Raw genomic sequence first — 24,739 nt, 5'->3', positions numbered from 1 at the left:
TGTCTACGCCGCCGAGGATCGGTTATGATATAGCTATCGCGGCACACATCCGCCGTTGATTCGTATCCGAAGGAGCGGACTCTTTTGCAAAACTTTTATCGGAAATACTGGCGGACGGCGTTCGATATCGCGTTGATCGCGTTGACCGTCTATCTGCTCATGTACGCGTTCAGCTTTGTCTACCGAATCGCGTCTCCCATTTTGCTCGCCTTCGTCATCTTCTACTTGATGGAGCCGATGGCAAGGTTTCTGCACCGCCGCGGCCTGCCGAAGACGATCGCGGCGGCGCTCGCGATCGCCGCGCTGATCTTGATCGTCCTGCTCGTCTTCGTCGGCTTCGGCGCCATCGTCGCGACGCAGGCGATCGGGCTCGCCGACGCCATCAGGCACAACTCCGCGCTGCTGCAGGAGCACATTCTCCAGGGCGTCCGCTACGCGGAAGACCAATACCGCGCGCTGCCGGAGGGAGCGGTCGAACAAATTCAGAAAGGTCTGAGCGGAGTCGCCGATTGGGCGACGGGCTTCGCGGGCGGGCTGCTCGCCGGTTTCGTCGCGATGTTGACGTCGTTCTCCGCGTTTTTAGTGAATTTCACGATTGCGATCGTGCTCGCCTACTTCCTCAGCATCGAAATTCCGGTGTGGCGCCGCGTCGCCGAGACGAAAACGCCGAAAACGTTCAAGAAGGCGTTCGCCTTCCTGCGCGACAACGTATTGCTCGGGCTCATGACGTACGTCAAGGCGCAGCTGAAGCTGATCGGCTTTACGTTCGCGATCGTGCTCGCCGGCCTGCTAATCCTGCAGGTGGAGAATGCGCTGTCCCTCGCGCTGCTCGCCGCGCTGTTCGACATCCTGCCGCTGCTCGGCGTGTCCGCCATCTTCGTGCCGTGGATCGTCTACTGCTTCATCGTCGGCGACACGTTCCTCGGCGTCGGCCTCACGGTGCTGCTCGCGGTCGTGCTCGCGTTCCGGCAAATCATGGAGCCGAAAATTACGGGCGACTCCCTCGGCGTATCGGCGTTCACCGTCTTATCCGCCATGATCGTGTCGCTGTCGCTGTTCGGCGTCGCGGGCCTCATTTTGTCGCCGATCTTGATCATTTTGCTTAAGGCGCTGTACGAACAAGGATACCTGAAAAAATGGATCCGCATGCCGGCCGAAGAGTACGAGCGGACGGAGACGGAAATCAAATCGTAATCGACGAAAGGGCTGCCAGACGCGCCGAACGGACACCCGTTCGGCGCGATGGCAGCCCTTTTCTTTTGCAGCCTACAGCGTAATCTCGATCGCGTATTCGCCGGCCGACGGCGCGTACGTCCGGCCGCCCAGCTCGACGCGCCACGGCTTCGACGCGCCTTCCGTTTCGACGCGCACGACGTTCCCGCGCCGCGCCGCCTTCGCCCGTACGGCCGGTTCGCCGCGCAAATCGTACACGACCGCGGACGCCTCGGCTCCGTCCTCCAGCTCGAACACGCGGAAGACGACGTTGTCGGCGTAGTCGTAATCCGGGCGCTGATCGTTCGCGCCGACGGCTACAATCGAGTTCGGCCGGACGAGCAGCGGCAGCGACAGGTAGCCGTGCTTCTCCTCGCGCCATGCGCCGCCTTCGACGACTTCGCCCGTCATCCAGTTCGTCCAGCGGCCCTTCGGCACGTAGTACCGGGCGATGCCGTCCTCGTTGAAAATCGGCGCGACGAGCAGCCGGTCGCCGAGCATGTACTGCCGGTCGAGATAATGGCACGTCGGATCCTCCGGAAACTCGAGCACCATCGCCCGCATCATCGGCAGCCCTCTGTCTCTCGCTTCCACCGCGTAGGCGAACAGTTGCGGCATCAGCTTGCACTTGAGCTCCGTGAAATAGCGCAGCACGTCGACCGCTTCCTCGTCGAACAGCCACGGCACCCGGTACGAGCTGCTGCCGTGCAGCCGGCTGTGCGACGAGAGCAGCCCGAACGCGACCCAGCGCTTATAGATATCCGGCGGCGCCGTATGCTCGAAGCCGCTGATGTCGTGGCTCCAGAAGCCGAAGCCGGAGAGGCCGAGCGACAGGCCGCCGCGCAGCGACTCCGCCATCGAATCGTAGGTTGCGGAGCAATCGCCGCCCCAGTGGACCGGGAACATTTGGCCGCCGGCGGTCGCGGAGCGCGCGAACAGCATCGCTTCGCCCTTCCCGCGATGCGCTTCGAGCACCTCGAACACCGCTTGGTTGTACAGTTGGGTGTAGTAGTTGTGCATCTTCATCGGGTCGGAGCCGTCGTAGTAGACGACGTCCGTCGGAATGCGCTCTCCGAAGTCGGTCTTGAAGCAATCGACGCCCATGTCGAGCAGCCGCTTCAGATGCCCTTGGTACCAGCGGACCGCCTCCGGATTCGTAAAGTCGACGAGCCCCATGCCGGCCTGCCACATGTCCCACTGCCAAACGCCGCCGTCCTTCGTTTTCACCAAGTAGCCCTTCTCCTTGCCTTCCTGGAACAGCGGCGACTTCTGCGCGATGTACGAGTTGATCCAGACGCAGATGCGCAGCCCCCGATCCTTCAGCCGCCGCAGCATGCCCGCCGGGTCCGGGAACATCGCCGGATCCCACTCGAAGTCGCACCACTGGTACTCCTTCATCCAGAAGCAGTCGAAATGGAACACATGCAGCGGGATGTTCCGCGCCGCCATCCCTTCGATGAACGAATTGACCGTCGCTTCGTCGTAATCGGTCGTGAACGACGTCGTCAGCCACAGGCCGAACGACCACGCCGGCGGCAGCGCCGGGCGGCCCGTCAGCTTCGTGTAGTTATCAAGTACATCTTTCAGCGTGTCGCCGCCGATGATGAAATACTCCAGCGATTCGCCAGGGACGCTGAAGCCGACCTTCGAGACGACCTCGGAGCCGACCTCGAACGACACCCGCTCCGGATGGTTCACGAATACGCCGTAGCCCGCGCTAGACAAATAAAACGGCACGTTCTTGTACGCCTGCTCGCTGCTCGTGCCGCCGTCTTCGTTCCAAATGTCGACCGATTGGCCGTTTTTGACGAAGTTCGTGAACCGCTCCCCGAGCCCGTAAATTTGTTCGCCGACGCCGAGGTCGAGCATTTCGCGGAAATACGGCTTGCCGTTGTCTTGGACGTAGCCGGCGCCGCGCTCCGCGGAGCCTGTGATCCGCTTGCCGCCGCGGCGGAACTCGAGCCCCCATTTCGGCTTCGTGCGAATGACCGCGGCGATCCCCCCGCTCTCGAACGTCACGCCGTCGCTCGTCCGCTCGATGCGCGCCGCAAATTCCGCGGATTCATTCAGCCGGAACGCCGGCCCGCGCGCCGCCGCCCCTTCGTGATGCGACCAGCGCACCCGCACGACGTCCGGCATCGGCGAGCTGATCTCCGCCTTGAGCAGCGCCGCGTTCAGCGTATCCCCCTTCGTGCGGACGACTTTCGTCGCCGTGTATACGGTTACGCGATTCTCCTCGACGACGACGTCCCGCACGTCGATCGGCTGCTCGATGTGCACGCCCTTGCGAAGCATCCAATATCCGTCATTAAATTTCATTCGAATCCCTCCCGATCGTTATTTATAATGATATTGACTTGTTTCCGCCGAAACTGCACCGATTTTGCCTATTTTGATAACGATTTTGACAACCAGGGGGATTCCATGAAAATCGCGACGCTCAAAGAAAACCGCATCCACGGCGAACCGCATTACCCCGTCAGCACCTATCGCATCACCTGCCCGCCGAACCGGCCGCTGCTCGATCTGCATTGGCACGACGAACTCGAATTTTTGCTCGTGACGGAGGGGCGGGCGGCGTTCCGGGTCGATGCGGCGGAGTACGAGCTGACGGCGGGCGAGGCGATTTTCGTGAACGGCGGCGAGCTGCATTCCGGCCGCGTCGTCGGCGGCTCGCCCGTCACGTTCCGCGCGGTCGTGTTCGGCGCGGAGCTGTTCGGGAGCGGCGATGCGCGGGACAAAATCCACGAGCTGTACGTGGAGCCGCTCTTGCTGCGCCGGTTCGCCGTGCCGGCGTACATCGGCGGAGGCGCGCCGGAGGCGCTCGACATCGCCGCGATGCTGGCCGCGCTGTTCGAGGCGAACGAAGCGGAGGCGCCGATGCGGGAGCTGACGACGAAGGGACTGCTGCATCTATGTCTTGCGAAGCTGCTGCGGCTGCGGGGGGAGACGGAGAAGCCGCACGGCCCGGAAGGGACGGCGGCGCGGATCGACCGGCTCAAGGCGGTCATCGAACATATCGAAGCGAACTGCGAGGGGCCGCTTCCGCTCCGCGAGCTCGCGGCGATGGCGGGGATGAGCGAGGCGTATTTTTGCCGATTTTTCAAAAAAATGACCGCGCTGACGCCTGTGGAGTACGTCAACACGGTCCGGGTACAGAAAGCCGCCGAGCTGCTTCGCCGGGACGAGCGGAAAATTATGGCGGTCGCGATGGACGTCGGGTTCAACAATTTGAACCACTTCAACCGGCTGTTCAAGCGGCGATTCCAATGCACGCCCTCCGCATTTCGGCGGCGTCTCGCCGGCGGCGGGGGGTTCCATCGCGAGCCGGCGGAGTAACGGCCTCGGTCATCTAGGGCGATTTGCGCCCGAAGGAAGCCCGAGCGGGGAGCTGCGTGCCGCGTAATTTCTCGTACATGCCGACGATATCGGGGACCTGCTCCTTCGTCAGAACCAATCCGACGATCGTCGCCCGAATCGATTCGACTTCGTCCGCGTTCATGTCTCGGAGGCCGTCGGAAGAGATGCTTACCTCTCTGCCGAAATGCTGCCGAAACTTGCGCAGCAGCATGTCTTGTTCCCGGCGATCCAACCTTTCGAACGCGGACGCCAGCTCGTTGACGGATTGTTCCATCATGCTCCCTCCTCTTTCCGGTCGACGCCGGTTCTTTGACTCTTGTATTCGGCGCCGCGTTTCGGACTCCTTCTAGCAAATACCCCGGAACCATCGCGGTCCCGGGGCTTCGGCTTTGTTATAGGATCGGAACGCCGAGGCGGTGGAGCGCAGCCGCTTCCAGATCGGACATGCCGTGGCGGGCGGCGAACGCAGCCAGCCCCTCGGACACGGCCGGCGCCCACGGCGCGGGCGGAGCCGCATGGCCCATGAGCCGCTGCCGGGCGGCGTTCCTCCGCGCGAACGGCCCCCAGATGGCGAACGTGATGCCGGGGCTTTGGATGTTCACGAAGAACGTGCCGCCGTCCGGAGAGAAGGTCGGGCCGGCCAATTCGGAGCCGTTCAGCAGGTTTTCGGCGAACACGTACGTTGCGCCTTCCGGCGTCACGCCGACGATGCGGTCGCCGCCGCCGCCGCCGCCGTCTTCGGCGATCCACAGATCCCCCCAAGGCGTGATGCAAATGTTGTCCGGCGATTCCAAATCGTTCGCGGCGGAAGATTCGTAAAACAGCTCCAGCGTATTCGTTGCCGGGACGTAGCGGTACACTCGGCCCAGCTTCGTCAACCCGGCGCTCGTATCGTCGAACCAGAAGACCCCTCCTGCAAAATAAGCGCCTTCCAACCGGCTGAACTGGATGCATCCTTTCGCTGCGGCATCGGCGTTCGCCCGCTCGGGATCCACGTCCACCCAGAGGATCTCATAAGTTTGCCCGGTGTACAGCGCGCTCGCTTGATGGAGCGGCATCTCCTCGATCTTCGCGGCCTGCAGCTTCCCGCCTTGCCGCAGCGCGCCCGGCTTCGGGCTGCGATCGTTCGGAAGGAAGCGGTACAGGAAGCTTGGGCTCGCGTCCTCCGTCAAATAGACGATGCCCGTGCTCGGATCGAGCGCCGTCGCTTCGTGCGAGAACCGGCCCATCTCGCGAATCGGCGTCTTCGACAAGTCGTTCTCCGGGTCGAGCGGATCGACTTCGAATACGTATCCGCCTCCCGTTTCCTCGCACGTCAGCCACGTGCCCCACGGCGTCGCGCCGCCGGCGCAGTTGCGGGTCGTGCCGGACGAAGCGACGACCTCCCGCTCAATTTTCCGGTTCGCGTCCACGACGAGCACCGTCGTGCCGCCGGTTTTCGTTTTATCGTACGGATTTCTCCCTTCGACCGGGTGGCTCGTATTGCCGCTTTGTTCGTGGTTGCGAACGAGGATCGTCGAGCGGCCCGGGCCCTGGAACGCGGCCATCCCGTCGAACATGCCGGGAATGACGCGGCCGTCCGACAGCTTGCCTCCCTGCTCCGAAATGATGCGGTACTGGAAGCCTTCCGGCAAATTCAACACGCCGCCTGGATCCTTCACGAGCGGACCGTAGCCGCCCGCCCCGGAGGTCGGGCCCCCTAGCGCCGAAGCGAGCGCGTTCCCCGGTTTGCCGAGCGTCAGCGCTCCGGCCGCCCCCAGCATCATTGCCGCCGCGCTCATGCCTCCCCACTTCAAAAACGACCTGCGGCTCATAAACTTGTCCATGATCGATGCCTCCTATAATGGGAAATGTAGATGGCTCCGCATCTAAGAGGCACGATAGCAAACAAATGTAAACTCGCGGTTCGCTAGACGTTAAAATATAGTGAACGTGGAAAAAGGTGCTAAAGTCGCAGGATTTATGGCGGATGCCGTTTCCTTCCGAGGAGGGAAGCAGGACCGGCGCCGCGGCCGGTCAACCCGAGGAAACCCCGACCGGCCCTTTCCCTCCGAACGCAAAGACGAAGCCGCAGCCGCCGTTCCGCTCTTCTTGGAGACGGTCCGGCAGCTGCGGCTTGCGGAATGACGATAGAATGCTGCCGGCTACAGCCGCAGCACGATTTTTCCGATGTTCGCGTTCGACTCCATGCGGCGATGCGCCTCGGCGGCGTCCTCGAACGCGTAGACGGAATCGACGACCGCCTTCAGCCGGCCGTCCGCGAACCGCGGCAGCGCGAAGGCGGCGAAATCCTGCGTCAGCGAGATTTTCTCGGAGACGGGCCGCGAACGCAGCGTCGTGCCGATGACGTGCAGACGCTTCGCGACGAGCGTGCCGAGCGAGAAGCCGTCCGGCACGGCGCCGCCGCCGAGCAGGCCGATGACGATGAGCCGCCCGTCCATCGCGAGCGTCGCCAGATGATCGGCGAAGTACGGCGCGCCGACGAAGTCGAGCGCGATGTCGACGCCGCGGCCGCCCGTCTGCGCAAGCAGCCATTCGCGGAACGAGCCGTCGCGGTAGTTCCACGCGGCGGCCGCGCCGAGCTCGAGCGCCGCCTTCAGCTTCTCCGTGGCGCCGGCGGTCGCGTACGACGCCGCCCCGGCTTCCCGGATCAGCTGAATCGCCGCCGTTCCGACGCCGCTCCCCGCGGCGTGAACGAGCACGCGATGCCCCGGCGCAAGGCCCCCGAGCCGCCACAAGTTGAGGTACGCGGTAAGGAACGCCTCCGGCACCGCCGCCGCCTCCTCGAACGTCATGCCGTCCGGGATGCGCATCGCCATGCCGGCCGGGATAACCGCGTACTCCGCATAGCCGCCGCCGGGCAGCAGCGCGCACACCCGGTCCCCGGCGCGAAAGCCTTCCGCGCCGGGCCCGACCGCCGCGACCTCGCCCGCCATCTCCAGCCCCAGGATGTCGGTCACCCCGGGCGGCGGCGGATATTTCCCCATGCGCTGCAGTACGTCCGCCCGGTTCAGGGCGGTCGCCCGCACGCGCACGAGCAGCTCGCCCGCGCCCGTTTCGGGCGCGGGCCGATCGACGACGGCGAGCGCCTCCGGCCCGCCGAACGTCTCCGCTACGATCGCTTTCATTCGATCCTTCCTCCTTCCGGAGGCGCCGCGCCCAGCCCCCCGTAGACGAATGCGATCGTATCCGCGATTACGTCTTCCGGTCGCTGCGGCGCCTCCTGCATCAGCGGTTCAAAGTAGAATCCCCTCTTATGAAACAGTATAGCGCCAAGCACCATGAAAAACGTCGTATCGAGCGAACGGAACCGAAATACGCCTTCCGCCTTCCCGCGGTTCAGCAGGTCCCTAAGGAACCTCCAGAACGGAAACACCCGCTCCTGGATGAACGGAAGGCGCGGCGACCGCTTCAAAATTTCCTGCTCGATGATCGCCGACATGTCCCGCTCCTGGACGAGGGTCCGCATCACTTGCTCGATCATGAAGGCCAAGCCTTCGTACGGCCGGTCAAGCAATGGGCGGTACGGCTCCAGCGCGGCCGCGGGCGGGAAAAATTCATCGAAGAGCGCTTGGAACAGCTTCTCCTTGCCGCCGAAGTGATACGACACAAGCGCGACGTTCACCCCCGCCGCTTCGCACACCTCGCGCACCGAGGCGCCCTCGAACCCTTTGTCCGCGAACAGCGATTTCGCCGCGAGCAGGATTCGCTTCCGCACGTCTTGTTCGCCAGCAGGGGTCATGCCGCAGCCACCGACCTTTGCGCAGGCTGCTTCGCCGCCCGGCGGACGGCCGCCGCGCCGGCGCCGACCGCGAGGCAAATCGCGATAGCGGCTGCCAACGAGGCCGCAGCTCCGGCCGCGCTAGGCCCGCCGAACAGCAAATCCATCAGCCCTTCGACGGCGTAAGTGGCCGGCAGGAACGCGCCGAGCTCCCGGTAAAAGTCGGGCAGCAGCTCCCGCGGCACCATGGCCCCCGAAGAGACGAGCTGCGCCGACAGCAGCACGATGTTGAACACCATGCCGCCCGGACCGAACAGCAGTAAGAAAATTTGCGATAAGGTCATGAAAGAGAACAGCACGAGCGAAACGAATCCCCACAGCGCCAGAAACCCGCCTGCGTAAGCGCCGCCGAACAGCGTGACGAGCGAAACGGCGAACAACCCGACGACGACCGCCGTGCCGGCATTGATCAGCTGCCGCACGCCGAACCGCTGCCAGCGCGTAAACCGGGAGGAGAGCGCCATGGACGTCTGCTCCAGATTCATGGACAGCAGCATCGAGCCGACGTACGACGCCAGCACCATCATCATCGGCACCATTTGGCTCGCCATATTGTTCACCGGATTCGTAGCGACGACGTTCCCTTCGACTCGGGAGACGAGGCCCTTCGCCAGCGCGGACGCTTGCGCCTCCGGCAGCTGCAGCCGCGCGAGCGCGGTTTCGACGCCTCTCGCCGCGGCCATATCGTTCACGGCCGAAGTGATTTGCGACGAAGCGGCCGTCATCATGCTCTTGATCGTCGCCGGATTCGATTCGTTGATGTAATAATTCAGCGCGGCTTTCGCGTCCGGCGCGGCCAGCGCCGCGCCGAAGCCGCTCGGTATGTGGACGACCATCTGCACCTGCCGCTCATCGAGCCGCTTCTGCGCGTCTTCGAGCGTCGGGACGTGTTCGATCCGGAACGGCAGCTGCCCGCCGAGCGCGCCCGCCGCGACCGATCCGGCCTCGCCGTCCTCGTTGACGATCGCCACCGTCAATCGATCCGCGTTCTCGTTCACGCCGTCGTACCCCGTCATCCAAACGACGCAAAAAATAAGCTGAAACAGCGCCGCCGTCGCGATGCCCACCGTCGTCATCGGCAGCTTAAAAAAGGCTCTCCAAACTCCACTCATCCGATATCCCTCTTGTCTCTGCGGGTTTTGCACCCTTATTTTTTAATTAAACGTTTATTTAAATCTATACAAAAAAGGAGCGGACGTCAAGCGGCGGGCGCCGCCTTCATCCGCGAAACATCCGAAACAAATATAGGAGCAGCGAGCCTACGACGCTGATCAGCAAGCACGTGACGATCGGAAAATAAAATCTTACGTTTTCCCGCTCCACCGCGATATCGCCGGGGAGCTTGCCGAGAAACTGCAAATATTTTCCCCCGACCTGCCACAGGAGCCCGACCACGATCAGCGCGACGCCGGCAATGATGAGCAGCTTCGCCGTCGGATTCACGCCGCATCCCTCCTCTACACGTACGGATTGTGTTCCTTCTCATACCCGATCGTCGTCTTCGGACCATGTCCCGGGTAGACGATCGTGTCCGGGGGCAGCTTGAACAGCTGATCGTGGATCGAATCGTACAGCTCGCGCGAGCTGCCGCCTCTCAGGTCGGTCCGTCCGACTCCCTGCTTGAACAGCACGTCGCCGCAGAAGGCGTGCTGCCCCCAAATCAAGCTGACGCTGCCCGGAGAATGGCCCGGCGTATGCAGCACCCGGAACGTCTCGCCGAGCAGTTTCAGCGACATGCCCGCATCGAGCGCGAACTCGGCGGGCTCCGTCCGAATCGGCGCGCCGAGATCCGGCCAATTCAGCGAGCCGTTCAGCTTCGGATCCGTCAGCCAGTCCGCCTCGGCGTCGTGCAGGTAGACCGGGCAGCCTTTCGCTTTGCGAACGGCGTCGACGCCGCCGATATGGTCGAAGTGCGCGTGCGTCAGCACGATCGCCTCGATCTCGAGCGGCTCGATGCGGCGCAGCAGCGCGTCCGGACGCTGCCCGGGATCGATGACGATGCCGCGGCCGCTCTCGTCGTCGGAGAGCAAATACGCATTCGTCTGCAACGGTCCCAACGTGAACGTCTCGATACGAATCGCCATCGCGGATCCGCCCTTAGAACGTCGAGATGAGCTCGCGGAGCTCTTTCACGATCAGCTGTTGGTATTCGGTGCCTTCGCCGTAGCGCGCCTTGATTTCTTTCCGCGTCTCGTCGAGCTTCGCCTGATAATCCGGCGCCTCGCGGTCCGGGTTTTCCGTCTTGAACTTCACCATCGGCTCCTGGACGTATTTCGGACGCGGGCCCCACGTGCCGAGCACGAAGCCGCCCGTATCCGCGAAAATGACGACCGGAATCGAGCGTCCGCCAAGCGTGAGGAATTGATCCATGACGTCCAAGTTTTCTTCCATGATCAGCACTTCGACCGGCATGCCGCTGTTTTCCAGCGCCTTGAACACGACCGGAATGTTGCGCACGACGTCGCCGCACCAGTCCGCCGCGAGAATGACGCAGCGCAGGTCGTCCCGGTTGTTCAAGCTTTCGAAAAACTCGCGGTCGTCTTCGTTCGCCCACGAGAACTTGCTTTGCCACTCCAAGAACGCCTCTTGGTTTTTCGTCATTGCGTCGATGAAGCCTTGCGGGCTTAAGCCCTGTCCCAATTTATGCGCCAGCGATTTCGCCGTCATGTACGCCAACCTCCGATTTATCGCGATTATGTCCGTATCTCCCTTATTGTACCAAAGCGTCCCGGCCTCAATCCACTTTCCGTTGTTTGCCGCGCCACCAGGTGAACAGCACGTACGCCGCGAGCGCCAGCGCCGCGATGATCATCGCCGGCTTGATGTACGGCCCCGCCACCTCGTCGATCGCCTCCCACTGATCCCCGAGCGTCATGCCGAGCCATACGAATAAAATCGACCACGGAATGACGGCCAGCGTCGTGAGAAACGTAAATTTGCCGATCGGCATGTTCGCGATGCCGGCCGGGATCGAAATCGCGTGGCGGACGACCGGAATGAACCGCGCCGTGAAAATGACCCCCGTCCCGTATCGGTCGAACCATTGCTCGGCGATATCGATGTGCTTCTTTTTGATCAGTATGTATTTGCCATACCGTTCCAGGAACGGACGACCGCCGTATTTGCCGATCCAGTATACGAACAACTGCGCGATGACGCCGCCGATCGTGCCGAAAATGACCGCGCCGACGAACGAAATGCGCCCCTGCGACACGAGATAGCCGCCGTACGACAATACGATTTCGCTGGGGATGACCTCCAGCATCAAGCCGATCATGATGCCCCAATACCCAAGGCTTTCCAACCACTCCAGCATCGCCATGACGATGTCGTGCATCGATTCCTCTCCTATCTATTTTTCCTAGAGTCGTTTCCCATTGTAATGTATTCCCTTCGGAAAAGGAACATGTCCTACCAGCATAAACGCGGACGAGACACATACACTTGTACAAATCACGGAAGGTGGGTGGCGGTTCGGATGAACTCGCGAATCATGATCGTGCGCAAATGGCAGCTAATGGCGCTCGCCGCAGGCATATGCTTCGTCGCGGCGACGACGGCGCTCTGGGAAAGGGGCGGGGCGGTGCCGGCCGACGCGATGCCCGCGGGCGAGCGCGTCATCCACATGGTGACGGGCGAGTACAAGACGACGACGAAAGACGGCAAGGAGATCGAAGCGTACCGTTGGGATCCCGGCACCGTGTTCGTCAACAAAGGCGAGAACGTGAAGCTGAAGATTTTGGGCGTGAACGGCGACCATCACCCGTTCATCATCGAGGGTTTGAACATTCAAGGCGTCGTCAAAAAGGGCGAAGAAACGACGGTCAGCTTCCACGCCTCCAAGGAAGGAATTTACCGCATCATTTGCTTCACGCACCCCGACGCGGCCAACCACGGACCGATGATCGGATACATCGTCGTCGATTGACGGCGGCGGCTCGTCAGCGGAACGGCTCCAGGGGCCGTTTCTTTTTTTTCGGCAAAATCCCCCAAAACCTCGCTCCGCCGCGCCGGGCTGCTAACCGCCGCCCGCCTTCGTGCATATGGTGGAGAGAGGTGATGGTCTCATGAGACCGAATCAAAAGCATACCGCGCAGCTCCCCTCCCCGCGCAGCATTCGCCGCGCCTGCAGCCGCGAGCTGTACCGCGCGCTCAAGCGATTGGACGTGTACGTGCCGCAGGAGAAAATCGAGGAAGCCGAAACGATTTACTACAAGAAGGTCGTCGGCAACCTGCTGTGGATTTTCGAGCATCGGTCCAACAAGAAGAAGCAGGCCGAATGGTGGGCCGAGGCGGTCGCCCCGGAGATCGCCCCGCTGTGGGGCGTCAACGAGGACGCCCTCGTCCGCGCGTTCAAGGACGGCTTCGCGGGGGCGTAACGCTCCCCCGCGCCGGGCCGAACGGCCGCATTCGAGGCGCCGCCCCCCGGGCGGCGCCTTCCGCCTACCTTTTCACGTTCACGACGACCTTCCCGATCGCCCGCCCTTCTCCGAAATAACGAAGCGCTTCGGGTACATCGCTCAGCGGATACTCCCGATCGATCACCGGCGCGGCATGCCCCGCTTCGAGGAGTTCCTTCCAAAGCTGTTGATCGCCGCGGTTCGGCTTATGGACGAGGACCGACGCGGTTTTCCGCTCGGTCCGCGCCAACAACGGCGCCGCCAACAATGCTTGGAGAATGCGCGGCAGGGTACCGCCGACCATTACATAGACGCCGCCCGGCGCAAGCGCTCGTTTCATATCGAACACCGACCGATTGCCGACGACGTCGAGGATTACGTCGTATCGTTTTCCGCTTGCGGCGAAATCTTGCTTCCTATAATCCACGACGTCGTCCGCCCCGAGGGAACGCAGCGTTTCAAGCTTTCCGCCGCTGTCCACGCCGGTCACATCGGCCCCCACCCATTTGGCGTACTGAATGCCGAACGTGCCGACGCCGCCGCCCGCCCCGTTGATCAGAAGCCGTTGGCCCTTGCTCAGCTTTCCGCGATCTCTCAGCCCTTGCAGGGCTAATACGGCCGCTTGCGGAACGGACGCCGCCTGCGCGAAGCTTACCCCTGCCGGCTTTGGGGTCAAAGCGTCCTCGCGCGCGCACACGAATTCCGCGAAACCGCCCCAGCCGCAGCCGGAAAGGTCCCCGAACACCTCGTCCCCGGGTCGAAACCGGCGAACCGCCGCACCCGCGGCGACGACCCGGCCGGCGACGTCCGCGCCGAGAATCCGGTAACGAGGCTTGCGAAGCCCGCCGAGGCGAGTTAAGTACGGCTGCCCGCGAAGCAAATCCCAATCCCAGGAATTGATCGAAGCCGCGTGAACCTCGATCAGCACTTCGTCGTCCTTCGGCGTCGGCATTGCCGCCTCTTCCAATCGGAGCACTTCGGGCGTACCGTAAGTTTCGTAGACCATCGCCTTCATCGTGCGAGTTCCCCCTTTGTCCTAATGTTCCAATCGCCTCGCCGCTCCCTGTGAAAAATAGAAAAGGAAGGGGCGAATCGATGCCCCTTCCGTTCGGTAAGTTTACGGATGCTGGAACAGCTCCAGCCGTTCGCCATTCGGACCGTAGAAGAACGCGATCTTAATGCCGTGCAAAATCGTGCGCGGCTCCTCGTCGATCATCGTCACGCCCGCCGCCTTCAACCGAGCGATCTCCGCTTCGATATCCTCCACCGTGAACGCGATATGGTTCACGATGCCGTGCTCGGTCAATTTGTCGTCGTAGCGGCCGACCAGCTCCACCTCTACGCTCTCTTGCCCCGGGAACGTCAGGAACGCGAGCTCGAGCGTCTCGTTCAACGCGACGCGGCGATCGAGGTTCATGCCGATGACTTCGGTGTAAAAGCGGATCGATTCGTCCATATCTTTGACCATAACCCCGATGTGCTCCAGCTTCTTCACAGATAACTCCCCTTCCAGTATACTTTTGCATATTGTCTTGCACCCATCGCATCTTACATCCAGATTGTACCGAAAGGGGCACCAACTTGGAACAGCTGCTTCCAGAAACATTATTATTTTTAATCGCCGCCGGATTTTTGGCCGCGTTCGTAGACTCCGTCGTCGGCGGAGGCGGTTTAATTTCGATGCCGGCGCTGCTGCTCGCCGGCCTGCCGCCCGGCGTCGTGCTCGGCACGAACAAACTCGGCGGCACCGCCTCGTCGCTCACCAGCACCGTGCAGTTTTTGCGCTCCGGCAACATCGACCGCCGGCTCGCCTTCGCCTTGTTTCCGCTGTCGTTCCTCGGCTCGGCGCTCGGCACGTATACGGTGACGCTGCTGCCCTCCGAGTTCCTCAAGCCGCTCGTCGTCTGCCTGCTCATCGCCGTCACGATCTACACCGTCTTTAAGAAAAACTGGGGCGCCGGCGCCGTATACCGGGGACTTACGAACGCGAAGCGCGTTCTCGTGGCGATCGCCGCCTTCGTAATCGGCTACTACGACGGCTTCTTCGGCCCGGGCACCGGCTCGTTCCTGCTGTTCGCGTTCCTGCTGCTCGGCTTCGATTTCGTTCGGGCGGCGGGCAATGCGCGGCTGCTCAACTTCGCGAGCAACATCGCCAGCCTGATGACGTTCCTCGCCTTCGGGCTCGTGAACTTCGTCTACGGCGTGCCGATGGCGCTCGCCATGATCGCCGGCGCGTGGACCGGCTCGCGCTTTGCGATCAAGCGCGGCGCCGCGTTCGTCAAGCCGCTGTTCGTCTCCGTGACGACGCTGCTCATCGGCAAACAGCTGTGGGATTTACTGCTTGGATAAATCAGGCAGCTTGAACGTGACGATGCCGATCAGCGGCAGCAGGCTCGCAGCGACGAACACCGGCTGCAGGCCGAACATGTCGATGAAGTAGCCGAGCGCCACCGCGCCCAGCGCCCCCATGCCGAAGGCGAGGCCGACGATCAGGCCGGACGCCGTGCCGATATGGTTCGGCATGAGCAGCTGCGCGTACACGACGACGACCGAAAAGCCGAGCATCAAAATAAAGCCGACGACGAACATGATGGGGATAACCCACGCTTCGCCGACGTACGGCAGCAGCATCGCGAACGGCGCGGCGCCCGCCATCGAGCCGAAAATGACCCGCTTCGAGCCGAACCGGTCGGCGAGCGGTCCGCCGACGAGCGTGCCGACGACGCCGATGACGCCGAACAGGAACAGCGGCAGCTGCGCCGCCTCGATCGTCGATGCATACTTCTCCGCGTAAAAGTACTGGTAATAGTTCAAAATCGCCGCATGGTACGTCGAACGGGCGAACGTGAGCAGAATGAGCAGCCCCATGCCGAGCCACACGTACGAGGCGGCGCCGCCCCCCGGCTGCGCCTGCGCCTCCGCCGCTCCGCCCGCGCCCTTCGCGGCGCCGGCGCGAGAGGGCTTCGGCTTCCTCAGATGCATATTCCCTTTGTACCAACGAGAGACGGCCCAAGACACGATGAACGCGAGCGCCGCGACGGCCGTAAACCAAAGCGCCGCGATTTGGCCGAACGGCAGGAACAAATATTTCGTCATCATCGGCTGCAGCGAGCTTCCGCCGTTGCCGCCGACCTGGTAGATCGACTGCGCGAGCCCGCGCCGCCCCCCGGCCGCAAGGTATACGACCTTCGAGCCCTCGGGGTGGAACACGGCGGAGCCGAGGCCGACGAGCACGACGGACAGCAGCAGCAGCGCGTAATTCGGCGCGAGCGCGATGCCGGCCATGCCGAAGAGGCTCATCAACATACCGAGCGGCAGCATGTACGGCGAAGGCTTCCGGTCGGAATACATCCCGATGACCGGCTGCAGCACGGACGACGTCATGTTCAAAGCGAAAATGACGAAGCCGATCTGCGTGTACGTCAGCGTCAGCGCGCCTTTCAGCGCGGGCAAAATGGCCGGCACGACCGCCTGCATCGAATCGTTCAGCATATGGATGACGCTGACGGCGAGCACGACGGGGAAGACGGTGCGGGCGGCCGCGGCGCCGGCTTCGGGCGGCTTCGGCTGCGCGGCTGCCGGCGCGGATACGGGCGCGGAGGCCCCCGACCCGGCGGGCGGCGTTTCGGTCGTAGTGGTACTCATCGCTGGCTCTCTCCCTTTTTCTGGCGTTCTCTACAGTCTAGAAAGCGTTCTCCGGCGCGTCAAGCGTTTTGTGGCTGGAGCGGAACGCGCTCGGCGCCGCGCCGGCGAAGCGGCGGAACAGCCGGGCGAAATACGTCGGGTTCGGCTGCCCGACCCGCTCGCCGACCGCCGCCACGGGCAAATCGGTGCACAGCAGCAGCGACTTCGCCTGCTCGATTTGAAGCCGGTGCAAATATTGCAGCGGGCTGAGGCCTGTATGCCGCTTCAAGCAGCGCGCCAAATAGTCGAAATGATAATGCAGCTCCCGCTCCATCCGCTCCGCGTCGAACGGCTCCCCGATGCGCTCCTGCAAATACCGGACGACCGCATCGCATACGGCGCGGCTCCGCTCGCCGCCTCCGTCGCCGTCCTCCGGCTGCAGCCGGGCGAGCAGCTCGCCGAGCCGCGCCTGCAGCAAAATCGCCGACCTCGGCGTCAACGAGCGGTGCAGCAGCACCATGTCGTCGAGCAGCGGGACGAGCGGCTCCATCGGAATCGTCGCGCGCTTCGGCACGTACAAATGGCTGCGCACCGGCTCGAGATGGCCGTCCGTTCCTCGCTCGAGCGGCCGCCGCCGGGCGATGCCGCCGCGGTCGACCGCGCGCCGCGGCGAATCGTGCGCGAAATGGACCCAATACAAATCCGTCGGCTCCTCCACCGCCCGGTGCCCCCAGTGCGTCCGCCCCGGCTCCAGCGCGACGAACCCGCCTTCCGCAAGCTCGTGCTCCTCCCCTTCCTCGCAAATAAAGAACGTCCCCCTGCGCACGAAAATCAAATCGTACACGGGGAAATTGCGCCGCAGATGGGTCATGCCGGGCGTCCACACCGCATGGCCGACCGTGATCAGCTGCGGCATCGGCGGATACGCCAGCTCAAGGCATTGCATGGCCGTCACGCTCCTGTTCGCTGGATGAACCGGTCGAAATCGTACGAGGAATGGTCGATATCGTCGCTACCGTCCGCCGGTTGGTTTCGCTTACATTGATATCATCATTGTTGCATAGGAGCTGACGCTTTTCCATGAGATTTCGCCAGGTGCATCTCGATTTCCATACGTCCGAGGCGATTGCGGGTATCGGCAGCCGCTTTTCGAAGGAACAATTCCAAGCGATGCTGCGCAAAGGGCATGTCGATTCCGTCACGGTGTTCTCGAAATGCCATCACGGCTGGGCGTACCATCCGTCGGAGGCGAACGAAACGCATCCGGGCCTCGGCTTCGACCTGCTCGGGGCGCAGATCGAAGCGGCGCACGACATCGGCGTGAAGACGCCCGTGTACATCTCCGCGGGGCTCGACGAAAAGCTGGCGCGCCGCCGCCCCGAGTGGCTCATCCGAAAGCGGAACGAGGCGACGCAGTGGGCGCCGGACTTCCTGACGCCGGGGTACCACGAATTTTGCATGAATACGCCGTACCTCGACGTCCTGCTCGCCCAAATCGAGGAAGTCGCGCAGCGCTACGAAGCCGACGGCATCTTCCTCGACATCGTCGGCGTGCGCGAATGCTACTGCCAGTCGTGCGTCGCCTCGATCCGCGCCGAAGGGGGCGATCCGCGCGATGCCGAAGCGATGAAGACGCTCTGGGAGCGTACCTACGCGCGGTACGCCGACGCGGCGAACCGCGCGGTATGGAAGCATAAGCCCGGTCTCCCCGTCTTCCATAACGGCGGGCATATTACGCGGGGGCGCCGCGACCTCGCGTTCAAGAACACGCATCTCGAGCTGGAATCGCTGCCGACGGGCGGCTGGGGGTACGACCACTTCCCGCTGTCCGCCAGGTACGCCCAAACGCTCGGCATCGACTACCTCGGCATGACGGGCAAGTTCCATACGTCGTGGGGCGAGTTCGGCGGCTATAAGCATCCGAACGCGCTTCGGTACGAAACGGCGCTCAGCCTCGCGAACGGCGCACGCTGCTCGATCGGCGATCAGCTGCATCCCGAGGGCGCTATGGACGAGGCGACATACGCGCTGATCGGCGCGGCGTACGCGGAGGTCGAGGCGAAGGAGCTGTGGTGCGACGGCGTCGAATCGGTCGCGGACGTCGCGCTGCTGTCGCTCGAGGCGCAAGAGGCGCATCTGCACGGCGCGCCGAAGAGCCGCAGCGTGCCCGCCGACGCCGGCGCCGTGCGCATGCTGCTCGAAGGCAAGCTGCTGTTCGACGTCGTCGACCGCGACGCCGACTTCGCGCGGTACCGCGTCGTCGTGCTGCCGGACGGCGTCTGCGTCGACGACGCGCTGCGCGATAAGCTCGAGCCGTTCCTGCGCTCCGGCGGCAAAGTGCTCGCGACCGGCGCGTCCGGCCTTACGCCCGCCGGCGACGCCTTCGCGCTGCGGCTCGGCGCCCGCTGGGTGGAAGCGAACCCGTACCGGCCGAGCTACTTCCGTCCGTCGTTCGCGATCGCAGGGCTGCCGGAAGCGTCGTACGTCGTGTACGGGCAAGGGCAGCGCGTGGCGCTCGCGGACGGCGGCGCGGCGCACGGCGCGCGCGAGAACCCGTACTTCAACCGCGACGTGTTCGCGTTCTGCTCCCATCAGCATACGCCGAGCGCCCTCGCCTCGGACGGCCCCGGCATGACGGAGGGCGAGGACGGCATCTATATCGCTTGGAACGTATTCGAGGATTACGCGAAGAAGGGCAGCTTGGCGCTGCGCGAAACCGTCCTGTACGCGCTCGAGCGGCTGCTGCCGAACCGGACGCTGCGCACGAACCTCCCCGCGCAGGGCGTCGTCACCGTTCAGAAGCAGGCGAAGCGCAACCGGTGGGTCGCCCATCTGCTGTACGCGTCTCCGGTGCGGCGCGGCGACGGAGTCGAGGTCATCGAGGACCTCCTTCCGCTGCGGGACGTCGCCGTGCGCATCGCGGCGTCCGCGCCGGTCAAGGACGTTTACTTGGCGCCGAGCGGCGAGAAGCTGCCGTTCGTCCAAGAGGGCGGAACCATACGGTGCACGGTGCCCGAATTTACTGCGCACGCGATGGTCGTGCTGCAGTTCTAGCGTTTGTGCGGCGGCGGCGAACATGCGACAATAGTGCCGAGGAGGTGCGCCGCATGTGCGGACGATTTACGCTGACGGCCGATTGGGGGCTGGTCAGGGAATGGTTTTTCATCGAATTGGCGGAGAAGATGGAACGCATCGCGCCGCGGTACAACGTCGGCCCGGGCCAAGACGTGCTGGCCGTCGTCGCCCACGAAGGGAAGCGCCGCGCGGGAATGCTTCGCTGGGGCTTGACGCCTTCGTGGAGCGGCCGCGGCGGCAGGAAGCCCGCGCCGCTCATGAACGCGCGCGCCGAATCGCTCGCCGAGAAGCCGACGTTCCGGACGCTGCTCGCCCGGAGGCGCTGCCTGATCCCGGCGGACGGGTTTTACGAATGGAAAGCGTCGGAGAACGGAAAAAAGCAGCCGATGCGCGTCGTATTGACGGATCAGCCGCTGTTTTCGTTCGCCGCTTTATATGATACGTACCTAGCGGAGGACGGGACGAGGCATCATTCGTGCGTCATCGTGACGACCGAACCGAATCGGCTCATGTCGACGATCCACGACCGGATGCCCGCCATCCTGCGCCGGGAGGACGAGCCGCTGTGGCTCGACCGCACGGTGTCGGATCCGAACCGGCTGCTGCCGCTGCTCTCCCCGTACCCGGCGGAAGCGATGCGCATGTATCCGGTCTCCCCGTCCGTCGGCAACGTCCGGTGGGACGACCCGGCCTGCATCGAGGAGGTCGCGCCGCCGGAGCCGCCGCCTACAATGGGAACGCTGCTGTAATCGCGTCGACGATTTCGTCGGCCATCGTCATCACCCGGTGCAGCGACGTGTTTTGCAGAATGGCGTACGGTTTGATGCCGTTGCCGTTAACGATGCCGGCGATGCCGAAATCGCCGACCGGCGGCAGGTTGCGCCCGAGCGAGGCGCCCGGCAGCATCGGCACGGTCGTCCATTGGTATTTCCCGACCGATTCCGGCCGCCCGAGCGCCGCGTCGATCGCGATGACCGCTTCGCTGCCCGGCGGGACCGCCGACAGTTCGGCGATCCACGTCGGCAGCGTGTTCGCGTCGCACGGCGAGGCGAGCGTGCCGATCACGCGCGGGTAGCCCGCTTTCGCGAGCGCGGTGCCGACGAGCGGCCCGAGCGCGTCGCCGGTCGAGCGGTCCGTGCCGATGCACAGGAACGTCACCGGCCTATCGCCCACCATCGCCCGCATGTCGAGCAGCGCGCGCTTCAATCCTTCGCCGTCCACCGTCGCCCATCTGTCCATCCCGTCCGCCTCCGCCGCTTCGTCGCCGAAGCTTTTTCTTAGCAATCATGATACAATGAAACCAACCTAGACGAAAGGGACGAAGCCTCATGGATTTATCGAAAGCGACGCCGGAAAACGCGGAGTACATGGTCGAGCAAATCAAAACGCGGCTCCGCATGGCGACGGGGGCGGCGATCAAATCGACGCATTTCAACGAAGACATGTATGAGGATTTAAAAGATATTTACGACATGGTCATGAGCAAGGAACGATTCAGCATCAGCGAAATCGAAGCGATCGTCTCCGAGCTCGGCAAGCTGCGCAAAGCGTAAATACGGCACGAAAAAACCAGCTCGGGGGCGGCCCGGCTGGTTTTTTCGTTTAATGCAGGATCGGAGGTTCGACGAACGCGGGATCGATCAGCTGCAGCAGCATAACGAAATCTTCTTTGCCGAACGAGGCGTCGCCCGCCAAGTTCATTCGATCCGTTCGCCGCGCGTACGAGATCAAGTCGATCAGCGCAACGGCCCCCGACGGTTTGACGATCGGCTTCACCTGCGCCAGCACGGCGTCGACCGACGCGGCGTCGATGAACGCGATATGCGCGTAGCCGAGCTCCGTTCCGCCGGCCATCGCGGCGACGACGACGTCCGTCGCGCCGGACGCGGCCGAACGGTCGAGCGGAACGTCGAACCGGTACGCGGCGTTCGGCGACTTCGGCACGGAGCCGAGCGCCTCGCCGAGCCGCACCCCTTGGGCGTCCATCAAATAAATACGATACTCGGTCACTTGGCTGTCGTCCTGCCCTTTGTGCCAATAGATCGTCCCGCCGATGTGGCCCGCGGCCGGGTTGATGTCGATGAAGGACAGCTGCGTCGGCTTCGCGTCCGGCGGCGGCGGAGGCGGCGGGGTGTCCGAGCCGATGGAAAGCAGCAGCGCGGTCGGGCTTTCCCGCAGATCCGAGTCGACCGTGTAAATCGCGATTTTAGCCGTGCCTTCCGGTACCGCCCGCCCGTACGCGGTGAACCCGAACACGGATTTGTACAATCCCTTCTTAAAAAAGCCGATCGATTCCAGCTTCTCGCCCGCCGAGGTGGCGTAATACAGCTGGTAGCCGTAATCCCCGCTATTGCCTTCCCAAGCGATGTGCCCCGAGAACGCGCCGTTCTCGATCGAGCCGGCGGCGAATGCGTATTTCGAAGGAGGCGACAGCGCCGGATTCGTCGGCCGGTCCAGCGGCGACGCCTTCGTGTCGTCATACGCGTCTAAGTATGCATCCGTATTGATTTGAGCGTTGTCCTTTTTCACCGAGATGGTGTACGCCAGCACCGTCAGCTCCGAGGCTGCCGTCAGCGCGTATTCGTACTGCGGCTGGCCCGTCGCCGGAACTTCGGCGATTGTGCTTCTATTGTACGATGCGTCGTACCCAACGATGACGTACGCGTCTATGGCCGATTCGTCCGCGGCCCGTTTCCATGTCAGCTTGCCGTTGACGGCTCCAGCCGCTTCGTTCGTATCCGCATACTGCGCATCCACCGGGTAAAACACGGGAACATCCCATATGAACAACGCGTTCGCCGCAGCCCCCTCCAACCCGTCGGCATTGTAGGCGAATACACCAATCTGCTTGGCCCCCTCGGGAATCGCCAAATTTTCCGGCAAGTATATCGTTTGGTACGATTGCGTGCTCGGGACTTGGACGATCCCCTGCAGCCTGTCGCCGGCTTCGTTAAGGAAATAAGCGCGATACCCGGAGAACGGCTTTCCGCCCGAGTTGTACGTTGAAACGTACAGCGCTCCGCCCAATTGGCCTGCATCGGAATCTTTGTCGTTAAACGTGAAGGGGACATTGGGCAGATCTGAATAGGCACTCGGCAGCGCCCGAGCGGAAATGTCGTCGTACGCGTATACCTCCCGAGTCCTTGCCACGTTGCCGTGCGCGTCTTTGTAATCGATCGACACCATCCGGTTGGCCGTAACGCCCGGCAATGGGAGTTCCTTCGTCCCGAAGCCTGCGGCGAACGTCGCCACGTCCACCCGTTCGCCGGAAGCGTAATAGTAGACGGAATATTGCTTAATGTTTACGTCCGCACCGGCGGCATCGTTCATGATCAGCTTCCCTGCGATGCCGTCGTCCTTGTCATCGTCGACGAACGCGGCGCTCGGTTCCTGATAAGGCGTATCGAGCAGCGGCAGCCAGCCGATCATCGGCACCGCTTCGACGGTCTCGGTCGCCGCGTTATCTACGTAGTAGCGCAATCCCTTCGCCCCGGCGGGAACCGGCGTCACCGGCAGCTCCTCCGAATAGGTGCCGCTGGTCGTCAGAATCGGCGCGGACGAGACGCGGACGCCGTTCTCGTCCACGAAGAACAGCCGGTAGCTCGGCGTGATGTCTCCCCCGCTCGTGTTCACGCTGATGCTCGGATACCCGCGAATGTAGCCCCGGCGATAATCGAAGTCAGTGAACGAAATTTTTTCCGGCAGCCAGCCCGGCGTCAGCACGATGTCCTTCGCCGGCGCATCGCCCGTCAATGCCGGAATCGCGTCCAACACCTCGTAGCCGTCGGCCGACCGCAGCTCATGCGTCCCGCTTTGCAGATCGTAGTAGGTGCAGCTGCCGTCGTCGTTGCTCAGCCCTTGCAAATTGCCGTAAACAGCGGAGCGAACCGTCGCGACGCCGCAGCCGAGCGTAAGCTGGTCGCCGTCCGACGCCGGGGGCGTCATGAACCGATACGTGACGTTAAAGCCGCGCTGCGTCAGCGTGGGCATGAAATGCTTCTCGACGATCGGCTCCTCCTCGACCCAGCCCAAGCCGAGCTGCCCGAGGTCGTTCAGCCCCCAGACGGCGACCGCCCCGTCCTCCCGCAGCATGTACACGGACTCGTCCGTCGTCGCGACGCTGACTGCGTCCTCCCCGGACAGTAACAATTCGAACGCCGTCGTATCCTGCTTCGTCAGCAGTACGCCGTCGTTGTTTTCTCCCGTCCCCCATACGCTGCCCGCCCCGTCCACGGCGATCGAGTGCAGCTCGCCCATGGAAATATGCTTCGCCGAAGTCAAGGACGGAATCGGCGTCGGTACGGTCACATCATGGTAGCCGGAGTTCAATCCTAACTGATTGACGTTGTTGTTCCCCCAGCCGTAAACGGCGTCGCCGACGGTCGCGAATGCGTGATACGCTTCCCAGTTGGAAAACACCCCGGTCGCCCCGTTCAAAATTTCCGTCGGCGTCGTCACGTAGTACGTCGAAGATGATCCGATCCCGATTTGGCCGCTGTAATTCAACCCCCACGCGTATACTTTGCCGTCGTTCGTCAGCGCTAGGAAAAAGTCGTTCCCTGCCTCGATGTCCTTCACGTTCGCGAGCGGCGTCGTATCCGCCATGCGCACCGGCGCCGGCGAAGGGACCGACCAGCCGCCCGTATGCCCCGTCCCCAGTTCGCCCGAGGCGTTCGCGCCCCATGCGTACACGTCGCCGTCCTCTGTCAGCAGGAGGCTATAATATTCCCCGGCCTCGACTTCCTTCGCCGGGCCGATCGACGTTAGATCGACCTTCACCGGGAACGGCCGCTCGCCGCCGGTCGTGCCGATGCCGAGCTGGCCGGAGGAATTGTCCCCCCAAGCCCACATCGCATAGCCGCCCGCTTCGATCGCGAGCGCGTAATCGGGGCCGGCGGCGATGTCCGCGATGGCCGGAAGCGTTCTGATTTTCGTAGGATAATAGGAATCATAATAACTGCCGTTCCCGAACGTGCCTTCGTTGCTCCCCCACGCCCACACGCTGCCGTCCTCGGCGAGCGCGAGCGCGAAGCCGTCTCCGGCCTCGATTTTAGCGACGCCCGGAACCGGCTCCGCGGCTTCCGCGACGGACGGCGTTGCGGCCGTCGCCGCCCATGGGCAAGCCAAGAGCACAGACAAGCACATAGAGACGAATCTCGTTTTGCCTTTTCGCACGTGCATCTCCTCGATTCTGGAAATCTACTTTCCCGTACGTAGGAAAATTGAACCAACCCTTATCATAACGGAAAAACGGCATAAAATCTTGTGATCTCGCTCACAAATCGTA

At 63.2% G+C, this 24,739-nt stretch carries 24 protein-coding genes; 8 read left to right on the top strand and 16 right to left on the bottom strand.

Annotation, left to right across the window (positions count from 1 at the left end):
• The first annotated feature begins 84 nt into the window (after positions 1 to 84).
• Positions 85 to 1,194, top strand: a complete 1,110-nt coding sequence (ytvI, locus tag VE009_RS16605) for a sporulation integral membrane protein YtvI (RefSeq protein ID WP_325009513.1) — start codon at positions 85 to 87, stop codon at positions 1,192 to 1,194.
• Between the two features lie 72 nt (positions 1,195 to 1,266).
• Here ytvI and yicI read toward each other — a convergent pair whose 3' ends face one another.
• On the bottom strand, positions 1,267 to 3,531 hold the full coding sequence (gene yicI, locus VE009_RS16600) for an alpha-xylosidase (protein ID WP_325009512.1): 2,265 nt from the start codon (positions 3,529 to 3,531) through the stop codon (positions 1,267 to 1,269).
• A 105-nt stretch (positions 3,532 to 3,636) separates the two neighbouring features.
• Here yicI and VE009_RS16595 point away from each other — a divergent pair, with 105 nt between their 5' ends.
• Complete coding sequence (locus tag VE009_RS16595; RefSeq protein ID WP_325009510.1) at positions 3,637 to 4,551, top strand: AraC family transcriptional regulator; 915 nt, start codon at positions 3,637 to 3,639, stop codon at positions 4,549 to 4,551.
• A gap of 13 nt (positions 4,552 to 4,564) precedes the next feature.
• Here VE009_RS16595 and VE009_RS16590 read toward each other — a convergent pair whose 3' ends face one another.
• The 9 genes from VE009_RS16590 to VE009_RS16550 form a co-directional block, all read right to left on the bottom strand.
• On the bottom strand, positions 4,565 to 4,849 hold the full coding sequence (locus tag VE009_RS16590) for a hypothetical protein (protein WP_325009508.1): 285 nt from the start codon (positions 4,847 to 4,849) through the stop codon (positions 4,565 to 4,567).
• 115 nt (positions 4,850 to 4,964) lie between these two features.
• Positions 4,965 to 6,398 (bottom strand): alkaline phosphatase PhoX, encoded by a 1,434-nt coding sequence (locus VE009_RS16585; protein WP_325009506.1) that lies wholly within the window; start codon positions 6,396 to 6,398, stop codon positions 4,965 to 4,967.
• Positions 6,399 to 6,716: 318 nt separating this feature from the next.
• Positions 6,717 to 7,700 (bottom strand): NAD(P)H-quinone oxidoreductase, encoded by a 984-nt coding sequence (locus VE009_RS16580; protein ID WP_325009504.1) that lies wholly within the window; start codon positions 7,698 to 7,700, stop codon positions 6,717 to 6,719.
• Positions 7,697 to 8,314 (bottom strand): TetR family transcriptional regulator, encoded by a 618-nt coding sequence (locus tag VE009_RS16575; protein WP_325009502.1) that lies wholly within the window; start codon positions 8,312 to 8,314, stop codon positions 7,697 to 7,699. Before VE009_RS16575 ends, VE009_RS16580 begins: the two co-directional genes overlap by 4 nt.
• Positions 8,311 to 9,465 (bottom strand): YhgE/Pip domain-containing protein, encoded by a 1,155-nt coding sequence (locus VE009_RS16570; RefSeq protein WP_325009500.1) that lies wholly within the window; start codon positions 9,463 to 9,465, stop codon positions 8,311 to 8,313. Before VE009_RS16570 ends, VE009_RS16575 begins: the two co-directional genes overlap by 4 nt.
• Before the next feature lie 106 nt (positions 9,466 to 9,571).
• Positions 9,572 to 9,796, bottom strand: coding sequence for a DUF2905 domain-containing protein (locus VE009_RS16565; protein ID WP_325009498.1), 225 nt, complete (start codon positions 9,794 to 9,796; stop codon positions 9,572 to 9,574).
• Between the two features lie 14 nt (positions 9,797 to 9,810).
• Positions 9,811 to 10,437: an MBL fold metallo-hydrolase gene (locus VE009_RS16560; protein ID WP_325009496.1), complete on the bottom strand. Its 627-nt coding sequence runs from the start codon at positions 10,435 to 10,437 to the stop codon at positions 9,811 to 9,813.
• A 13-nt stretch (positions 10,438 to 10,450) separates the two neighbouring features.
• Positions 10,451 to 11,020: a thioredoxin family protein gene (locus tag VE009_RS16555; protein WP_325009494.1), complete on the bottom strand. Its 570-nt coding sequence runs from the start codon at positions 11,018 to 11,020 to the stop codon at positions 10,451 to 10,453.
• A gap of 67 nt (positions 11,021 to 11,087) precedes the next feature.
• Positions 11,088 to 11,690: a DedA family protein gene (locus tag VE009_RS16550; protein ID WP_325009492.1), complete on the bottom strand. Its 603-nt coding sequence runs from the start codon at positions 11,688 to 11,690 to the stop codon at positions 11,088 to 11,090.
• A gap of 261 nt (positions 11,691 to 11,951) precedes the next feature.
• On the opposite strand from VE009_RS16550, the gene VE009_RS16545 reads away from it, so the two are divergent.
• Positions 11,952 to 12,281 (top strand): cupredoxin domain-containing protein, encoded by a 330-nt coding sequence (locus VE009_RS16545; protein WP_325009561.1) that lies wholly within the window; start codon positions 11,952 to 11,954, stop codon positions 12,279 to 12,281.
• Between the two features lie 139 nt (positions 12,282 to 12,420).
• Positions 12,421 to 12,732 carry a dehydrogenase gene (locus tag VE009_RS16540; protein ID WP_325009490.1) on the top strand — a complete coding sequence of 104 codons (312 nt, stop codon included), beginning with the start codon at positions 12,421 to 12,423 and terminating at the stop codon, positions 12,730 to 12,732.
• A 64-nt stretch (positions 12,733 to 12,796) separates the two neighbouring features.
• Here VE009_RS16540 and VE009_RS16535 read toward each other — a convergent pair whose 3' ends face one another.
• Positions 12,797 to 13,768, bottom strand: a complete 972-nt coding sequence (locus tag VE009_RS16535) for an NAD(P)-dependent alcohol dehydrogenase (RefSeq protein ID WP_325009488.1) — start codon at positions 13,766 to 13,768, stop codon at positions 12,797 to 12,799.
• Positions 13,769 to 13,870: 102 nt separating this feature from the next.
• On the bottom strand, positions 13,871 to 14,248 hold the full coding sequence (locus tag VE009_RS16530) for a VOC family protein (RefSeq protein ID WP_325009486.1): 378 nt from the start codon (positions 14,246 to 14,248) through the stop codon (positions 13,871 to 13,873).
• A gap of 86 nt (positions 14,249 to 14,334) precedes the next feature.
• Between VE009_RS16530 and VE009_RS16525 the strand changes: the two genes are divergently transcribed.
• A complete protein-coding gene (locus VE009_RS16525; RefSeq protein WP_325009484.1) occupies positions 14,335 to 15,102 on the top strand; it encodes a sulfite exporter TauE/SafE family protein in 768 nt (255 codons plus the stop codon).
• Here the strand turns inward: VE009_RS16525 and VE009_RS16520 are convergent.
• Both VE009_RS16520 and VE009_RS16515 read right to left on the bottom strand, forming a co-directional pair.
• Positions 15,088 to 16,398: an MFS transporter gene (locus tag VE009_RS16520; protein ID WP_325009482.1), complete on the bottom strand. Its 1,311-nt coding sequence runs from the start codon at positions 16,396 to 16,398 to the stop codon at positions 15,088 to 15,090. The two genes, VE009_RS16525 and VE009_RS16520, sit on opposite strands and share 15 nt — an antisense overlap.
• Positions 16,399 to 16,435: 37 nt before the next feature.
• Positions 16,436 to 17,323 (bottom strand): AraC family transcriptional regulator, encoded by an 888-nt coding sequence (locus VE009_RS16515; protein WP_325009480.1) that lies wholly within the window; start codon positions 17,321 to 17,323, stop codon positions 16,436 to 16,438.
• A 134-nt stretch (positions 17,324 to 17,457) separates the two neighbouring features.
• Between VE009_RS16515 and VE009_RS16510 the strand changes: the two genes are divergently transcribed.
• Positions 17,458 to 19,431: an alpha-amylase family protein gene (locus tag VE009_RS16510; protein ID WP_325009478.1), complete on the top strand. Its 1,974-nt coding sequence runs from the start codon at positions 17,458 to 17,460 to the stop codon at positions 19,429 to 19,431.
• A 53-nt stretch (positions 19,432 to 19,484) separates the two neighbouring features.
• Positions 19,485 to 20,201, top strand: a complete 717-nt coding sequence (locus VE009_RS16505; protein WP_325009476.1) for an SOS response-associated peptidase — start codon at positions 19,485 to 19,487, stop codon at positions 20,199 to 20,201.
• Here the strand turns inward: VE009_RS16505 and yyaC are convergent.
• Positions 20,179 to 20,691 (bottom strand): spore protease YyaC, encoded by a 513-nt coding sequence (yyaC, locus tag VE009_RS16500; RefSeq protein WP_325009474.1) that lies wholly within the window; start codon positions 20,689 to 20,691, stop codon positions 20,179 to 20,181. The two genes, VE009_RS16505 and yyaC, sit on opposite strands and share 23 nt — an antisense overlap.
• Before the next feature lie 89 nt (positions 20,692 to 20,780).
• On the opposite strand from yyaC, the gene VE009_RS16495 reads away from it, so the two are divergent.
• Entirely contained in the window at positions 20,781 to 21,005 is a 225-nt protein-coding gene (locus VE009_RS16495; protein ID WP_325009472.1) for a DUF1128 domain-containing protein, read from the top strand.
• A 49-nt stretch (positions 21,006 to 21,054) separates the two neighbouring features.
• On the opposite strand, the gene VE009_RS16490 is transcribed toward VE009_RS16495, so the two are convergent.
• The gene (locus tag VE009_RS16490) at positions 21,055 to 24,627 is read right to left on the bottom strand and encodes a hypothetical protein (RefSeq protein WP_325009470.1); all 3,573 of its coding nucleotides are present in this window, start codon (positions 24,625 to 24,627) and stop codon (positions 21,055 to 21,057) included.
• Positions 24,628 to 24,739: the final 112 nt, after the last annotated feature.

The sequence above is a fragment of the Paenibacillus sp. genome (assembly GCF_035645195.1).
Lineage (GTDB): Bacteria > Bacillota > Bacilli > Paenibacillales > YIM-B00363 > Paenibacillus_AE.
Note: the sequence above shows the minus strand (reverse complement) of the source record. Positions and strands in the feature narration are given on the sequence as shown.

What these genes read in the sequence shown, in the direction of transcription:
- yicI (WP_325009512.1), bottom strand. Translation starts at nt 3,531, where the DNA reads ATGAAATTTAATGACGGATATTGGATGCTTCGCAAGGGCGTGCACATC.
- VE009_RS16595 (WP_325009510.1), top strand. Translation starts at nt 3,637, where the DNA reads ATGAAAATCGCGACGCTCAAAGAAAACCGCATCCACGGCGAACCGCAT.
- VE009_RS16590 (WP_325009508.1), bottom strand. Translation starts at nt 4,849, where the DNA reads ATGATGGAACAATCCGTCAACGAGCTGGCGTCCGCGTTCGAAAGGTTG.
- VE009_RS16585 (WP_325009506.1), bottom strand. Translation starts at nt 6,398, where the DNA reads ATGGACAAGTTTATGAGCCGCAGGTCGTTTTTGAAGTGGGGAGGCATG.
- VE009_RS16580 (WP_325009504.1), bottom strand. Translation starts at nt 7,700, where the DNA reads ATGAAAGCGATCGTAGCGGAGACGTTCGGCGGGCCGGAGGCGCTCGCC.
- VE009_RS16575 (WP_325009502.1), bottom strand. Translation starts at nt 8,314, where the DNA reads ATGACCCCTGCTGGCGAACAAGACGTGCGGAAGCGAATCCTGCTCGCG.
- VE009_RS16570 (WP_325009500.1), bottom strand. Translation starts at nt 9,465, where the DNA reads ATGAGTGGAGTTTGGAGAGCCTTTTTTAAGCTGCCGATGACGACGGTG.
- VE009_RS16560 (WP_325009496.1), bottom strand. Translation starts at nt 10,437, where the DNA reads ATGGCGATTCGTATCGAGACGTTCACGTTGGGACCGTTGCAGACGAAT.
- VE009_RS16555 (WP_325009494.1), bottom strand. Translation starts at nt 11,020, where the DNA reads ATGACGGCGAAATCGCTGGCGCATAAATTGGGACAGGGCTTAAGCCCG.
- VE009_RS16550 (WP_325009492.1), bottom strand. Translation starts at nt 11,690, where the DNA reads ATGCACGACATCGTCATGGCGATGCTGGAGTGGTTGGAAAGCCTTGGG.
- VE009_RS16545 (WP_325009561.1), top strand. Translation starts at nt 11,952, where the DNA reads ATGCCCGCGGGCGAGCGCGTCATCCACATGGTGACGGGCGAGTACAAG.
- VE009_RS16540 (WP_325009490.1), top strand. Translation starts at nt 12,421, where the DNA reads ATGAGACCGAATCAAAAGCATACCGCGCAGCTCCCCTCCCCGCGCAGC.
- VE009_RS16535 (WP_325009488.1), bottom strand. Translation starts at nt 13,768, where the DNA reads ATGAAGGCGATGGTCTACGAAACTTACGGTACGCCCGAAGTGCTCCGA.
- VE009_RS16520 (WP_325009482.1), bottom strand. Translation starts at nt 16,398, where the DNA reads ATGAGTACCACTACGACCGAAACGCCGCCCGCCGGGTCGGGGGCCTCC.
- VE009_RS16515 (WP_325009480.1), bottom strand. Translation starts at nt 17,323, where the DNA reads ATGCAATGCCTTGAGCTGGCGTATCCGCCGATGCCGCAGCTGATCACG.
- VE009_RS16510 (WP_325009478.1), top strand. Translation starts at nt 17,458, where the DNA reads ATGAGATTTCGCCAGGTGCATCTCGATTTCCATACGTCCGAGGCGATT.
- VE009_RS16505 (WP_325009476.1), top strand. Translation starts at nt 19,485, where the DNA reads ATGTGCGGACGATTTACGCTGACGGCCGATTGGGGGCTGGTCAGGGAA.
- yyaC (WP_325009474.1), bottom strand. Translation starts at nt 20,691, where the DNA reads ATGGACAGATGGGCGACGGTGGACGGCGAAGGATTGAAGCGCGCGCTG.
- VE009_RS16495 (WP_325009472.1), top strand. Translation starts at nt 20,781, where the DNA reads ATGGATTTATCGAAAGCGACGCCGGAAAACGCGGAGTACATGGTCGAG.